This window comes from Bryocella sp. (assembly GCF_058498515.1).
In genome coordinates, this window is the sequence record NZ_JBMHYI010000041.1 from 100,941 (window position 1) to 114,825 (window position 13,885).

Here is a 13,885-nt window from a genome sequence, read left to right on the forward strand (position 1 = left end):
AGGAACCGGGCACCGGAATGCGCTTCAATCCGTTTCCGCTGAGAGAAATACCTAATTGGCGGAAGGTTGTCGTCAGCCAGCATCCCTGCCCGATGGTGTACCGTCTAAAGAACAGCGAGTGCCGCATGCGAGCCCTGCCGGCTGGCGGCCCTTCGTCCGGTGCGCCGGTGCGGAGTCTGCCGGTAGCGTCTGCGGTGTCCCTGCTGGACAGGACCCCATCGATGACCCTTCCCCTCCGTGCGCCGCGACCCGCCTTCTCTCTTTTCCAGCCGATCATGGTGGGCGGATGCCTGCTGCTGGCTGCTTGCCTTGCCTCCGCGCCAACGGCGCAGGCGCAGGTCGCGCCTGCCGATGCTCCCAACCACACCTCGTCCTACTACCACTACGGGCTGGCGAGGATGTACGAAGACCAGGCCGCCGCCACTGGACGGCAGGACCTCGCGACTCAGGCGATCGAGCAGTACAAGCTTGCGCTGGACGCGGATCCCGACTCCCGCACATTGCAGGATGGCCTGGCGAATCTCTACTTCCGACTGGGGCGCATTCGCGAAGCGGTCTCCGCAGCGCAGGATCAGGTAAACAAGCACCCCGAGGACGTTGACGCCCACCAGCTTCTGGGCCGCGTCTTCCTCCGTTCGCTTGGTGACGGACAGGGCGCTCAGTCTGCCCAGATGCTGGCTGCAGCGATCAAGGAGTACGAGACGATCGCGAAGCTGAAGCCCAAAGACCTCGAGACGCACGTCCTGCTGGGCCAACTGTATGGCCTCAATCACGACACGCTTAAGGCGGAGGGGGAGTTCAAGGCAGCGCAGGAGATCGACGGATCGAACGAGGATGTCGTCTTGAACCTTGCGCGGCTCTATTCCGAACAGGGCGAAAACGACAAGGCAGCTCAGCTGATCGCCACGGTGCCCGAAGACGATCGCAGCGTGCGGATGGACTTCGCACTCGCGGGCCTTTACGACCAGCTCCACCAACCGAAGAAGGCGGTAGAAGCCTACAAAGCCGCGCTGAGCCAGGATCCGGACAACACGGACGCCAAGCGGGGTCTCGCCCAGGCGCTTCTCTCGTCCGGTCAGAATGACGATGCCGCAAAGGTCTACGCCGACATTCTGAAGTCGAACCCCGAGGACGCGCAGGCTCTGATCCGCGAAGCCGATGTGCAGCGGCAAAACGGTCACTACGAGCAGGCGCTCGCGACCCTCAAGAAGGCGCAGGCCATCGCCAGCGACAACCTCGAACTCAACTACAACCTGGCGCTGGTCTATGACGCGCTGGGACGCTACGACGAGGCCGCCGCGACCCTGAAGCAGATGCTGAAGGCTACGGTCTCCCCGGATGGAAAGTACGCCGATCAGGATGCGAACAATCGTTCGCTCTTCCTCGATCGTCTCGGGATCGTGAGCCGCGAGTCCGGCAACACCGACGCCGCTGTGGAGGCCTACCGTCAGATGGTCGCTTTGGGCGGTGACTACCGCGCCCGTGGCTACGATGGCATCGTGTCGGCCTATCGCGATGCGCACCAGTGGAACAAGGCCCTGGCTGCCGCGGCCGAAGCCGCGACGGCCCTGCCAGACAACCATGATGTCCAGCTCACCTACGCCAGCCAATTGGCCGATACGGGTAAGCTGGACGAAGCACTTAAGCTCGCCAATGCGCAGCTCAATGGCACACCCTCGGATCGCGAGGTCTACTTCACGATCGCGGACATCAACTCTCGCGCACGGCACTTTAAGGACGCCGAGGCCGCGCTGAGCAAGGTGGAGACGTTATCAACCAAGCCTTCGGAGAAGGTCTTCCTCAGCGACTACCGCGCGAACCTGGCGGAGAAACAGAAGCTCTACGATCAGGCCGAGTTGGACTACCGCAAGGGCCTGGCCATCGATCCCAACAATGCCTCTATCGCCAACGACTACGGCTACATGCTCGCTGATCGTGGCAAGCAGCTGGACGAAGCGATCACGATGCTCAAGAAGGCAGTCGATTACGATCCGCAGAATGGTGCCTTTCTCGACTCGCTGGCATGGGCCTACTTCAAGCAGGGCCAATACGCACTCGCCGAGGACTACGAGCGTAAGGCAGTTCTTCGCCTGGGAACCGATCCTACGCTGCATGATCACCTGGGCGAGATCTATGCGCGTAGCGGCAAGCTGCAGCAGGCCATTGCCGAGTGGCAAAAGGCACTGGACTTCTACTCAACCTCACTGCTCCCCGAGGCCGACCCCGCTGACGTGGCCAAGGTGCAGAAGAAGCTTGAAGGTGCACGTGTGCGCCAGGCCCACGCCGTCAACCCAGGCAAGTAAATCGCTTCGACAGGTAGGCACAGGGTGGGCTCAGGCCCGCCCTGTTTGCTTTTCGCACGAGGCATGATCCTGGGCCGACTCCTTCGCCAAGGCTCAACTAAACTCAAAGGAAGCATGAGCAAGCATCTCTATCACTGCAGCGTCCATGGCGAAGAGGCGCTCCGGCTCTCGGTGCGCGAATTTCCAGCTCCGGCCGGGGACGTCCGTTACGCCTTCGAGCGCGATCGCGAGCGGGTTGTACACTCTCGGGCCTTCCGCCGCCTTGCGGGCAAGACGCAGGTCTTCACCAGCCGGGCTTCGGACCACTTCCGCAGCCGGCTCACGCACACCATCGAGGTGGCGCAGGTGGCGCGCCGCGTGGCTGCCGTGCTCAATCTCAATCTCGATCTCACCGAGACGCTGGCGCTGGTGCATGATATCGGGCATCCGCCCTTCGGCCACGCCGGCGAGCGCGCTCTCGATCGCTGCCTGCAGCAGCATGGCTTGCGCTTCGATCACAATTTTCATGCGCTCCGCATCGTCGAGCGCTTCGAGCAGCGCTATGCAGGCCATCGCGGCCTCAACCTGACGCTGGGCACGCGCGAAGGCATCATCAAGCACTCACGGGACTACTCTCCAGCCGCGCATCCTGAGCTTGCCGAGTACTTCCTGGGGCAGCGTCCTCCATTGGAGGCGCAGTTGATCGACCTTGCGGACGAGATCGCCTATCTCACTGCGGATCTCGACGACGGCGTCGAGTCGGGACTGCTTGAGATCGGCCACATCCGCGAGCACGTCAGCATCCTGAACCGCTCCTATGCCGCGGTCGAGAAGGCGCATCCCGGAGCAGAGGAGCGTTACATCTTCCACGATGCTTTGCAGGCGATGCAGAAGACGCTGGCTGTGGATTTGATCGAGTCGATCGCTGCCAGGGTGGCGGAGAGCGGAGCGGAGACGCTCGAGGACATACGCAATCTTCCGGAGCGGATCGCTGTGTTCTCAGCGCAGGCTGAGGCCGAGCGGCTCGAAGAGAAGAAGTATCTCTACGACACGCTGTATACCTGCGAGGCGCTGGAGCAGGAGCATCGCAAGGCCGAGGAGGTCGTGACGGAGCTCTTTGAATTCTGGATGGCGTATCCCGAGGAACTGCCCGGCAGCTATCTCCCCGACATCGAGAGCGAGGGACTGCCGCGCACCATCGCCGACTACATTGCAGGCATGACGGACAACTTCATCCTGATGCAGTTCGCGAGCGTGCGCCGCTTCGTGCGCTCCGGCCGACTCTTTTAGCTTCAGCGGCTTCTTACCGGCTCTTCGCAGCCTGCTTCAACTTCTCCAGTGCGAACGGAGACATCTTGCTGAGCGACAGCACGAACTCGGCGGCGCCCATGCGTGCGGCCTCCTTGGGCATGCCGTAGACTACGCAGCTTTCCTCATCCTGTGCGATGGTGGTGGCTCCGCTTTGGCGCATGGCAAGCATGCCGCGTGCTCCATCCGACCCCATCCCTGTAAGGAGCACGCCGACAGCATGCTTCTTGAGCACTTCGGCGACCGAGGTGAACAGCACATCCACTGAAGGCCTGCTGAAGCACACCGGAGGTCCCTGCATCACGCGGACGCGTGGGATGCGCGATCCCGCTTCTACGATCATGTGGAAGTCGCCCGGAGCGATCAGCGCGCGGCCGGGGAGCAGCTCGTCGCCGTTCACGGCCTCCTTCACCTGGAAGGCGCACTCCTGATTGAGACGCTCTGCGAAATGCTTGGTGAAGACCGGCGGCATGTGCTGCACGATTACGATCGGCGGCACGTCTGCTGGTAACGACCCAAGGAATTCGGTGAGGGCAGGTGGCCCTCCGGTCGAGGCTCCGATCGCGAGCACCGTGCCGGGAGCGCATGAGGTGACGGGGAGCGTGTCTGACGCAGGAGTCAACCGGACGGGCATCAGCCCGGCCTGCGCGGGTCGCGTATCGTCGCGACGGGTCCGAATGTGCGCCGCCGCAGCCGAGCGAATCTTGTTGCCGAGGATCAGCTTAAGATCGCCAACGGAGTTGGGGCCGTCGGGCTTGGCAAGGATCTCCACCGCACCGGCGCGAAGGGCCTCCAGTGTCGTGTTCGAGTTCGTTGCTGCCAGCGACGTGATCATCACCACGGGCATGGGGCGGAACTGCATCAGCTTCTTGAGGAACGCGAGCCCATTCATCCGCGGCATCTCGATATCAAGCGTGATGACGTCGGGATTGAGCTGCAGGATCTTGTCGCGGGCAACGTAAGGGTCAGCCGCCGTGCCCACAACCTCGATCTGCTTCTCGTCAGCGAGTGCCGCGGTCAACAACTTGCGCACGAGCGCGGAGTCGTCGACGATCAGCACGCGAATGGGGCCACCTGGGATCATTCCGCCCTCAGACTGCAGGAAGCCGATAGCAGGCCTCCCTCCACTTCCATCAACACACACGTTGCGTTGTCGCCGGTCCGGCCCAGGCTCTCGTGATGATCAAGAATGCAGATCTGCGGCGCGGTAAGCGCGCAGTAGCGTTCCGGGACCAGGGCGCTCAGCGTCGAGCCGGCGACCATGTTGGTCAGCTCGCAGGCCAGTTCCTCCTGCCGGGTCAACGTAGGCTCGTCCTCACCATAAAAGGACATGCACAAGAGCCGAAGAGCCGCGCGGTCGACCGCAATGCTAAAGGTGCCCTCAGCAGCACCGCTGCACCGCAGCCTGCAAACGATGGGGTTGTCATGCAGCTTGCCCTCCGTTGTAGCGACTGTCACCTCGGAGAAGAACATCGTCTCCAGGACATTGCTCGAAGATGCGAGGAGCGCTTGATCCATATCAGTCGTTGTCATCGGAGGCCTCCCACATCAGACGTGCTACTTCGAGTTCGAGCGCTTCAGGTGAGAAGGGCTTGGCGATATATCCTTTGGCTCCGAGAGACTGCATCTGCGCTTTTCGCTCTGCGCTCGAATCGGTGGAGACGATGATGACCGGAATCTTGCGGCTGGTTTCGCTCTTGGCGAGCTCACCGACGAACACGGCGCCATCCATGACCGGCATGTTGATGTCGCTGAAGATGACATCGACCTGTTGTTTTTCCAGCTTCTCGAGCGCGTCGAGGCCGTTTTCGGCTTCAACGACAGTTCCGATATCCATGCTCGTCATTGAGAGCGCACGGCGGAGGAAGTTCCGCATGGCCTTCGAATCGTCGACTATGAGAATGTCACGCACATTGGGCTCCTTTCTTGGCTGCTTCTGTTGAGGGTGCCCCCAGGACAACTTCGAATCGTCCGGCTGTTCTGAGGAAGATCTGTCCGGTGGCCAACTCCATGCGTACCGTTCGGGAGCTTTCTCCGCCGGTCTCTTCATGGCGTACCAGGACACCGGCCCGCCACAGAATCTTCTTGGCGGCAAGCTGGTTTCGCTTGCCGATGTTGAAGTATTCGCTGGACATCACCTGTGCTCCCCCAGCCACGGTCACGATCAGCCGCTGCTTGCTCGCACCCATTCGGTAGGCGCGATGGAAGAGTTCGGGGATGCCGGTGTCGGCAAACATAAAGGGGTTGCGCTGCGCCTTCTCGGCATCGATGGTGGAATCGGGCAGGAGATAGTGCAACAGGCCTCCTACCTTGGTTACTGGGTCATAGACAGCGATGGCGATACAGGAGCCCAAAGCATATGTAATGATGGTTGCTTGCGGGTCTTGGCTTAGCTGACAATCCCCGATCCCGACGACAAGTTGACTCACGCAGCGCTCCTTCGTGCCGGTCCTGAAGAACTAAGAGTTCCCGGCCTGCGATAGATGGCCGGACGCACATATTCCAGCGAATGCTTGATGCGATTCAGGCTCTCGGAGTGCCCGATAAAGAGATATCCGCCCGGCTCGAGCTGCTGCGCAAGGTTGCTGACCACCTGCTCCTGCGTTGCAGCGTTGAAATAGATCATCACGTTTCGGCAGAAGATCAGCGGGAACAGAGTTGTCATTCCCTGCAGAGGCTCGTTGAGGTTCATGCGGCGGAACTGCACCATCGAGCGGATCTCAGGCTTCACGCGGAATTGCTCTTCCATCTTCCCCCTGCCGCGCAGGAAGTAGCGCTGCATCGTGGGCATGGGGATGCCCTTCATGTGATCCAGCGAGTAAGTCGCCCCTTGAGCCCTTTCCAGAATGCGGGTAGAGATGTCGGACGCCAGGATCTTGAGCGCAGGTCCGCGACCGTCGAAGTAGTCCTTTACCGAAAACGCGATCGTGTAGGGCTCTTCACCGCTGGAGCAGGCCGCGCTCCAGATATCGATCTGCGAACGATTGGCCAATGCCGGCAGGATCGTGGAGTGCAGAAAGTCGAAGTGTTGCTGCTCGCGGAAGAAGCTCGTGTGATTCGTGGTGAGCGAGTCGATCATCGTCACGAGTGCCTGCTCGGTTTTGTCGCCGACCACGTGATCGTAATATGCCGCGTAGCTGGCAATACCGAGCTTGCGCATGATCTTTCCCAGGCGCGAAGCCACGAGCTCCTCTTTGCCGGGTTCAATGTCAAGCCCGCAATAGTCGAAGGCGAGCTTGCGGATGCGATCAAAGTCGCGTGGCGTCAGCGACGAGCGGGTGGGAGTGACCTGGAGTGGGGCGACGAGGGTGCTCATGCGGCAAGGTCCTCGAATCCGTTCTGCGAGAAGATGCCGGCGACGTCAAGGATAAGGCCGATGCGACCGTCGCCAAGGATTGCCGAACCAGCAAGCCCACGAACATTCTTGAAGGCCTCATCGAGACTTTTGATGACCACCTCCTGGCGGCCCAGCAGGTCGTCGACGAAGAGGCAGAAGCGCTTTCCGGCGAAGTCGCACACTACCAGCAGACCGTCCGTGATGTTCTCGCTCTTGGGCTCGATGTAGAACCGTTTGTGCAGACGCACCAGGGGCAGCAGGGTTCCGCGCATCAGAATCATCTCGTCCTGGCCCTGCACCGTGAACAGCATGTCGGCGGTTGGACGGCACATCTCCCGTACGCTGAACAGCGGGATGATGTAGCGGTGATCGCCGACCACGATCACCAGGCCCTCGATGATCGCGAGCGTGAGGGGCAGGTGGATGTAGAAGGTTGTGCCATGGCCGAGTACCGACTCGATTTCGATGCGTCCGCGCAGGTGTTCTACGTGCTGCCGGACGACGTCCATGCCAACGCCACGGCCGCTGATATCGGTGATCTTCTCTGCTGTAGAGAAGCCCGGAGCAAAGATGAGGTGGAAGATCTCCTGCTCGGACATGGGTTGGTTTTCGTCGACCAGGCCACGCTCGATTGCCTTGCGCCGAATCCTCTCCGGGTCGAGTCCACGGCCATCATCCGAAATCGACACCACGATCTGTCCTGCCTCGTGCTCGGCGGAGATGCATAGCGTGGCCGTCTCCGCCTTGCCCGCTGCGATACGATCCAGCGGTGGTTCGATACCGTGGTCCAATGCGTTCCGGATCATATGGAGGAGTGGGTCGGCAAGTTCTTCGGCAATGGTCTTGTCGAGCTCGGTCGCTTCGCCCTTCAGCTCCAGGTTGACCTTCTTACCGTTGCGGCGCGAGAGATCGCGCACCATCTTGGCATTCTTCTGGAACAGCGGACCGATGGGCATCATGCGCATGCTCATCGCGCAACGCTGTACTTCGGTGGTGATGCGAGCGAGCTGGGCCAGCTCTCCGGCCATGCGTGCCTCGACCGTCGCTGAGGCGCGGGAGAGGTTCATCAGGATCGACTGCGCGATCACCATCTCGCCGACCATGTCCATCAGCTTGTCCAGCTTGGAGGTCTCGACCCGCACCGAGGTGCTCGCGACGTCGGTGCGTGTCGGCTCTGGCGGGGGGGCTGCGGCAGCAGGCGCGGCTTTGACGGGAGGCGCGGGAGCCGCAACTGGGGCTTGCAGCGTGATCGCCTTGGGCGCTGCGACCTCCTGGGCAATCACGGCTGGTTCTTTGGCCGGGAGCTCTGGGCGGACAGAAGCGGCAATCTGCTCGTCTTCCTCATCCTGGTCCAGGGTGAACGCCACAGCCTCTTCGGCCTCAGGCTCTTCCTCTTCGGTCTCTGGCTCCACTTCAACCACGGGTAGTGCAATCGAGGGCTCGGCGACGGCAACCGCAACGGGCGCCGATTCAGGAGTTGCTTCGGATGCAGCCTTGGCGGTAGCAACGGCCCTGCGTCCGGAAAGTACTTCTTCATTCAGATGGCGCACCGACGCGAGCAGAGTAGCGTTGTCTCGCACGGCCGGAAGAGCAGAGCCGGCCAGTCGTGCCTGCACGACCGAGACCTCTTCCTTCAGATACTCAGCTGCTTCCAGCACCAGATCGACGATCTGTGAGTCTACGGAGACGCGCGCGTTCCGGGCGTGGTCCAGCAGCGTCTCCACTTCGTGTGCCACTGCCTGAACCCCACCGAGACCGAGAAAGCCGGCGAGACCCTTGATCGAATGGAACGAGCGAAAGACCGCATGGATCGCGTCGGTGAGGGTGGGTTCTTTCTCCAGCTGCAGAATGAGTTCCTCGATGGACACCAGGTGCTCGTCTGCTTCGAGAACAAAGTCGTTGAGCAGCTCGGCGTCTTCCTCGAACGCGCCGTGAACTACTGCCTCAGCGACAGCAGGAGGTGGTGCTGGGGGGGAGAGAATAGCCTGCAGGGTAGAAGCGCCTGTGCGGGCCTCATCGTCGTCGAGTTTCTTCGCCTTGGCGAGCTTTACCAGCCGCTCGAGTTCCGCGACCAGCTCGGGTGCGCTGGTCTTGCGCGCCTCTTCGAGGATCGACGTGATCGTCTTGGCGCGGAAGGCCGCGGCACCCTTCAGCATGACCTGCAGGGCCAGATCGTCGATCGACTGCAAGATCGCAGCGCTCTCCGGATTTGATTGCGTTTCCATCATCCTCGCCTGGGGCATCCTTTGCTTGGGTAAAGCTATGGCCGTTGAACCGCGCCGTTAGTTCGAGAAGTTCAGGCCGACCACGGAGTCCGTGCGGAAGACCTCATGAATGTCGAGCAGAAGCTTCACCTTGTTGTGCACCTTGGCGATGCCCTTGAGGTACGGAGTGGGGTTGCCATTGCCGAAGTCGGGGCTCTCTTCGATGTCTTCCTGTGCGATCGTGAGCACTTCGCTGACGCCGTCGGCGATGGCGCCGATGAGGCGGTCACCATTGGCTCCCCGCGTGCGCACCACGATGATGCAAGTGCGGTAGGTGTACTCCTGTGGCGTGAGCAGAAACTTGAGCGACAGATCGACGACAGGGATCACCTGGCCGCGGAGGTTGATGACGCCTTTGATGTGAGAGGGCATCTTCGGTACTGCAGTGACTTCCTGCATGCCGATGATTTCCTTGATAGCCAGTACCTGAATTCCAAACTCCTCTTTACCGAGCGAGAAGATCAGGTGCTTGTCGGCGGAGCCGCGATGTGCAGCGGCAGCGCTTGAGCCTGTGGTTTGAGTCGTTTGAATCTCCATAATCACCTCATGGTTGGTAGGGTCGGAGTGAACTTTGCGCTGGTTGAAGGTCAACGGGCAGCGGATTGACTATCGGCTGTCGAGGGGGTCTGCATTAGTGCAAATCCATTCCTCGACACATCTGTGGTTCCGAAAAACGGGCGCTGGAGAATTCCTAAAACTCAGTGAAACTCGAGTTGTCATCGTCATCCATTGGGAAGTACGCCGAGCTCGAAGGTGAGGCTGCGGCCGGTCGAAGCTGGGCTGCGGGCTTCAGCATCGACCCTGCAGGCTTCAGCAGTGGCTTCACCGCGGCGGGCGTGAACCTCGCCTTTGGCTTGTGATGCACCGTCGAAGGGGAGATTCGCATCGGCTTCCTGTCTTCGGAGGCGGCGCTTCCTACCATCGCCCCCAGGGCATTTGCCGCGTGGGTCAGGGCATCGGACTGGGCGGTCAGTTCCGCAGCGGCAGCAGCACTCTCCTCGGCGTTGGCGGCGCTCTTCTGCGTGCCCTGTTCCATCTTCTGGATAGCAGTTCGGATCTGGTCAACGCCTCGGCCTTGTTCTTCGCTCGAGGTGCAGATCTCCTCAACGATCTTTCGCATTTCGCCAAAGACAATGTTCACCTTCTGCCCGGCTTCCACCAGGGACCCGATCTTGGCTTTGCCCATGTCCGAGTTGCTGAGCGAAGCCTCGATGAGGGTGCTGATCTCTGCGGCTGCGGCGGAGCAACGCTGTGCGAGGTTCCGCACCTCCTCGGCAACGACCGCGAAGCCCATGCCGGCCTCGCCAGCGCGTGCGGCTTCCACCGCGGCATTCAAGGCGAGGATGTTCGTCTGGAAGGCGATCTTGTCGATCACCTGCAACGTCTTGGCGATCTGGCTGCTCGATTCGCCGATGGCATTCATCGCCTCGACGCTCTCCGCAACAGCGGCGTTGGTCAGTTCCGTACTCTGTACCGCCTGCGCGACAAGGCCACTGGCGTTGTGGGAGTTCTCGACATTGCGCCGTGCCATCGAATTGACCTGCTCTGCCGAAGCTGACGTTTCCTCGATCATGGCCGCCTGCTCGGAGCTCTCGCGGGCTAGGGACTGGCTCGAGGAAGAAACCTCGTTGGCCGCCTGCGAGACCTGCGAGGCGCCGTCATTGAGTTCCGTCACAACTTGGCGAAGGTGACTGTCCAGGCCGCGGATCACAAAGATCACCACGACGCCGACGATGCCACCGAGCACGAACAGTACCAGGATGATCCAATAGGAGTGCGTAATGCTCTGCTGGGCCTCGTCGTTGACCTTGCTCATGACCCCGTGCTCGTAGTCGAGGAGGTCGGTGCCCGCGTCGTCCACCTTCTTCAGCGCAGCGCGCAGCTCGGTGTTGTAAACGGTGTAGGACTCATCGGCCTCTCCGGCGCGCGCCGCGGCGAGGAAATGGAGGTAGATGGCCTCGCTGTCGTGTTCCGCCGCCTCAACCGCCTCCACCTTCCGTTTACCGCCCTCGCTCAGACCCTGGGCGCGCATGTCGGCGATCGCCTTGTTTATGTCCGCCTGGTCCTTGGCGTAGTCAGTGACGTAGCCCTCCACCGCGGCCAGGTCGTGTGACGCCGTCCGCATCTGTATCGCTCGGGCCAGGGAGAGGAACTCCGCGCCGGTGCCGTTGATCTGGCCGGAGTCGTAGAGCTTGGTCGACATGGAGACGCCGAGTTGCTCCGTCGAGGTGCCCAGGCTACGCAGCGCAAAGACAGAGCTAACGCCGAGCGCCAGGAGGAAGGCGGCCATCACGCCGTAGCTGGCGAAGAGCTTCTGCTTAATCGTCAGAGATGAAAAATTCATAGGTTAGATTTCCTTCGGTCGGCTCCCGGCTGTGCTCGTAGGACGCTACGTGAATACCGCCGTGCGAAGCATGTATCGGTTCGTTGGGCCGTTCGATTGAATGCAAAGACGAAGCATTTGGAATTTCTTGCTCCTTCGGTGAAACAGGTGCGCAAGATTCCCGAAATGAATAGGTTCCGCGCGGCATTGCAACCCAGGACACGAAGTCTCCCCAAAAGGTTGGAGCCTTGTCTCCACAACAGACGGTCGGATATCGAAATGCGACACGGCAATACAATCCGCACTGCTGCAGAGTCGAACGCGAACACTCAACTGAGTCCAGCGATGTGCCGATAGGAAGCATACGCTCATCGTGGCCGACGCGACCTCCCCGTCAGCACGCGATGCTCATGAGGCCCTTGAATGGACATTCTTCTCGTAGACGACAGCAAAACCATGCGCATGATCGTGCAGCGCGCCATCCGCCAGGCGGGCTTCCGCGGCCTGACCATCGTCGAAGCGGAGAACGGACGCGACGCCCTTCAGAAGCTCGCCGGCGAAAAGCCGCGCCTGATCCTCTCCGACTGGAATATGCCGGAGATGAATGGCATCGACTTTCTGGTGCAGGTCCGGGCGGCCGCCGGTGCGATGCCTTTCGGCTTCATCACATCGGAGAACACTCCCGAGATCCGGGAGCGCGCCATGGCATCCGGAGCGAACTTCCTCATCACCAAACCGTTCAGCCCGGAAGATGTGCAGGAAGCGCTCTCCCCGATTCTCGATTAGGACCCTAACCATGGCAGATACCGTTGGATTTCACCTCGCGAAGCTCCTCACCGACCTCGTCGGTCGCAAGGTAACCTTTCTTCCTCTTCCCACCCAGATTGACCAGCCTGGCAAACACGTCTTTGGCGTCTATCAGCTGCTTCCGTGGGACATCTCCATCGTGACCCGCTGCGATCTCGCGCTGCTTGGTTCTCTGGCCGGGCTACTGGTCGGTCTTCCCGATCCCGCGGTCAAGGAACGCCTCGCATCCGGCGCACTCGACGAGTTGCTTCGCGACGCAGGCGGCGAGGTTCTGAACATCGCCTCCGCCGCCGTGACCAGCGAAGGGCGGGCCATCTTCCAGAAGATGGTCTTCGACCGCACGTTGGTCGATGGCCCTGCGGATGAGGTTCTCCGCAAGCCGTTCCACAGGAGCTTTTACAACGTGCAGGTGGAAGGCTATCAGGGCGGAAAATTTGCGGTCTTCGGGGCGAAGATTCCGATCAATGCTGGCTGAGCGGGCGAGCAGTAACCGACGCCCAGAGCCGCAGCCCTCGCATGAGAGCTCCTGCGCACGCCGCAGCGACTGCAGCACCGCGGGATTGCAGCACCGCTGGATTCACCGCCTGATGCTGGAATCGCCTTGCTCTTCAGCCGATAGAACACAGAACAGAAGGTTTGCGGTCCGGGGCTGCTTCGGACATAGGACCTTCGCAACGCGAGGGTAGGGGCTCGAATGTTCTCCATCATCGGGACGATCTTGGTGCTTGGCTGCGTGATCGGCGGCTTCATGCTCGAGCATGGCCAGCTAAAGGTGCTCGTTCAGCCCAACGAACTCATCATCATCGCAGGCGCAGCGATTGGCACACTGGTGACAGCCAACCCCCTGCACATTCTCAAGAGCATCATAAGCGCCGTCATTGACGTGCTGAAGGGCTCTCCGTATAGCAAACAGCGCTACACCGAGACGCTGAAGATGCTCTTCGACCTTCTCACCAAGGCTCGCAAGGAAGGCGCCATCGCCATTGAGGGCGATGTCGAGGAGCCAGATAAGAGCCAGACCTTCGCCAAATACCCTGCCTTTCTCAAAGATCACCACGTCCGCGACTTTGTCTGCGATACGCTGCGCATGGCCATTACCGGAGGCGTCAGCGCCTTCGACCTCGACCAGATGATGGAGGTCGACATGGACACGCACCATCTTGAGGCCAGCATGCCCAGCCAGGCATTACAGACCGTCGGAGATGCTCTTCCTGGTCTCGGAATCGTGGCTGCTGTGCTCGGTATCGTCGTCACCATGGGCGCCCTGGGCGGGCCGCCCGAAGAGATTGGCAAGAAGGTAGCCGCGGCCCTCGTGGGAACCTTCCTGGGAATTCTGCTTTGCTATGGCATCGTCGCTCCCATCGCCTCCCTTATGGGCAAGAACGTTGACGAGGAGCACTGTTACTATCACGTGCTGCGTGTCGTCATGCTGGCCTTCATCAAGGGAACCTCTCCCATCATGGCCGTCGAAATTGGCCGGCGTGCTGTGCCCGGCCACAGTCGGCCCACCTTCAAAGAGGTCGAATCAGCCTGCCGTAACAAGGGCGGAGCAGCCTAGGAAGGG

The 13,885-nt window shown here is 61.0% G+C and carries 13 protein-coding genes; 5 read left to right on the forward strand and 8 right to left on the reverse strand.

Annotated elements, in window-relative coordinates:
- Positions 1-221 precede the first annotated feature (221 nt).
- Together AC5E6W_RS10900 and dgt are read left to right on the forward strand one after the other, a co-directional pair.
- Positions 222-2,303, forward strand: a complete 2,082-nt coding sequence (locus AC5E6W_RS10900) for a tetratricopeptide repeat protein (RefSeq protein ID WP_491752319.1) — start codon at positions 222-224, stop codon at positions 2,301-2,303.
- A gap of 114 nt (positions 2,304-2,417) precedes the next feature.
- Entirely contained in the window at positions 2,418-3,572 is a 1,155-nt protein-coding gene (gene dgt, locus AC5E6W_RS10905) for a dGTP triphosphohydrolase (RefSeq protein ID WP_491752320.1), read from the forward strand.
- Between the two features lie 13 nt (positions 3,573-3,585).
- Here dgt and AC5E6W_RS10910 read toward each other — a convergent pair whose 3' ends face one another.
- The 8 genes from AC5E6W_RS10910 to AC5E6W_RS10945 all read right to left on the reverse strand — a co-directional run bounded on the left by AC5E6W_RS10910 (position 3,586) and on the right by AC5E6W_RS10945 (position 11,535).
- Entirely contained in the window at positions 3,586-4,674 is a 1,089-nt protein-coding gene (locus AC5E6W_RS10910) for a protein-glutamate methylesterase/protein-glutamine glutaminase (RefSeq protein ID WP_491752321.1), read from the reverse strand.
- Complete coding sequence (locus tag AC5E6W_RS10915; RefSeq protein WP_491752322.1) at positions 4,671-5,123, reverse strand: chemotaxis protein CheX; 453 nt, start codon at positions 5,121-5,123, stop codon at positions 4,671-4,673. Before AC5E6W_RS10915 ends, AC5E6W_RS10910 begins: the two co-directional genes overlap by 4 nt.
- Positions 5,110-5,502, reverse strand: coding sequence for a response regulator (locus tag AC5E6W_RS10920; RefSeq protein ID WP_491752323.1), 393 nt, complete (start codon positions 5,500-5,502; stop codon positions 5,110-5,112). Before AC5E6W_RS10920 ends, AC5E6W_RS10915 begins: the two co-directional genes overlap by 14 nt.
- Positions 5,495-6,019 carry a chemotaxis protein CheD gene (locus AC5E6W_RS10925; protein ID WP_491752324.1) on the reverse strand — a complete coding sequence of 175 codons (525 nt, stop codon included), beginning with the start codon at positions 6,017-6,019 and terminating at the stop codon, positions 5,495-5,497. The genes AC5E6W_RS10920 and AC5E6W_RS10925 overlap by 8 nt, the downstream gene beginning before the upstream one ends.
- Positions 6,016-6,906, reverse strand: coding sequence for a CheR family methyltransferase (locus AC5E6W_RS10930; protein ID WP_491752325.1), 891 nt, complete (start codon positions 6,904-6,906; stop codon positions 6,016-6,018). Before AC5E6W_RS10930 ends, AC5E6W_RS10925 begins: the two co-directional genes overlap by 4 nt.
- Positions 6,903-9,155, reverse strand: a complete 2,253-nt coding sequence (locus tag AC5E6W_RS10935; RefSeq protein WP_491752326.1) for a chemotaxis protein CheA — start codon at positions 9,153-9,155, stop codon at positions 6,903-6,905. The genes AC5E6W_RS10930 and AC5E6W_RS10935 overlap by 4 nt, the downstream gene beginning before the upstream one ends.
- Positions 9,156-9,209: 54 nt before the next feature.
- Positions 9,210-9,728, reverse strand: coding sequence for a chemotaxis protein CheW (locus tag AC5E6W_RS10940; protein WP_491752327.1), 519 nt, complete (start codon positions 9,726-9,728; stop codon positions 9,210-9,212).
- A 154-nt stretch (positions 9,729-9,882) separates the two neighbouring features.
- Complete coding sequence (locus tag AC5E6W_RS10945) at positions 9,883-11,535, reverse strand: methyl-accepting chemotaxis protein (protein WP_491752328.1); 1,653 nt, start codon at positions 11,533-11,535, stop codon at positions 9,883-9,885.
- Positions 11,536-11,937: 402 nt separating this feature from the next.
- Between AC5E6W_RS10945 and AC5E6W_RS10950 the strand changes: the two genes are divergently transcribed.
- The 3 genes from AC5E6W_RS10950 (at position 11,938) to motA (ending at position 13,879) form a co-directional block, all read left to right on the forward strand.
- A complete protein-coding gene (locus AC5E6W_RS10950; RefSeq protein ID WP_491752329.1) occupies positions 11,938-12,300 on the forward strand; it encodes a response regulator in 363 nt (120 codons plus the stop codon).
- A gap of 10 nt (positions 12,301-12,310) precedes the next feature.
- A complete protein-coding gene (locus AC5E6W_RS10955) occupies positions 12,311-12,796 on the forward strand; it encodes a hypothetical protein (RefSeq protein ID WP_491752330.1) in 486 nt (161 codons plus the stop codon).
- Positions 12,797-13,015: 219 nt separating this feature from the next.
- A complete protein-coding gene (motA, locus tag AC5E6W_RS10960; RefSeq protein ID WP_491752331.1) occupies positions 13,016-13,879 on the forward strand; it encodes a flagellar motor stator protein MotA in 864 nt (287 codons plus the stop codon).
- The last annotated feature ends 6 nt before the right edge of the window (positions 13,880-13,885 follow it).

Coding starts and splice junctions, on each gene's coding strand:
- AC5E6W_RS10930 (WP_491752325.1), bottom strand. CDS start 6,906: ATGAGCACCCTCGTCGCCCCACTCCAGGTCACTCCCACCCGCTCGTCG.
- AC5E6W_RS10910 (WP_491752321.1), bottom strand. CDS start 4,674: ATGATCCCAGGTGGCCCCATTCGCGTGCTGATCGTCGACGACTCCGCG.
- AC5E6W_RS10945 (WP_491752328.1), bottom strand. CDS start 11,535: ATGAATTTTTCATCTCTGACGATTAAGCAGAAGCTCTTCGCCAGCTAC.
- motA (WP_491752331.1), top strand. CDS start 13,016: ATGTTCTCCATCATCGGGACGATCTTGGTGCTTGGCTGCGTGATCGGC.
- AC5E6W_RS10955 (WP_491752330.1), top strand. CDS start 12,311: ATGGCAGATACCGTTGGATTTCACCTCGCGAAGCTCCTCACCGACCTC.
- AC5E6W_RS10915 (WP_491752322.1), bottom strand. CDS start 5,123: ATGACAACGACTGATATGGATCAAGCGCTCCTCGCATCTTCGAGCAAT.
- AC5E6W_RS10935 (WP_491752326.1), bottom strand. CDS start 9,155: ATGATGGAAACGCAATCAAATCCGGAGAGCGCTGCGATCTTGCAGTCG.
- AC5E6W_RS10900 (WP_491752319.1), top strand. CDS start 222: ATGACCCTTCCCCTCCGTGCGCCGCGACCCGCCTTCTCTCTTTTCCAG.
- dgt (WP_491752320.1), top strand. CDS start 2,418: ATGAGCAAGCATCTCTATCACTGCAGCGTCCATGGCGAAGAGGCGCTC.
- AC5E6W_RS10940 (WP_491752327.1), bottom strand. CDS start 9,728: ATGGAGATTCAAACGACTCAAACCACAGGCTCAAGCGCTGCCGCTGCA.
- AC5E6W_RS10950 (WP_491752329.1), top strand. CDS start 11,938: ATGGACATTCTTCTCGTAGACGACAGCAAAACCATGCGCATGATCGTG.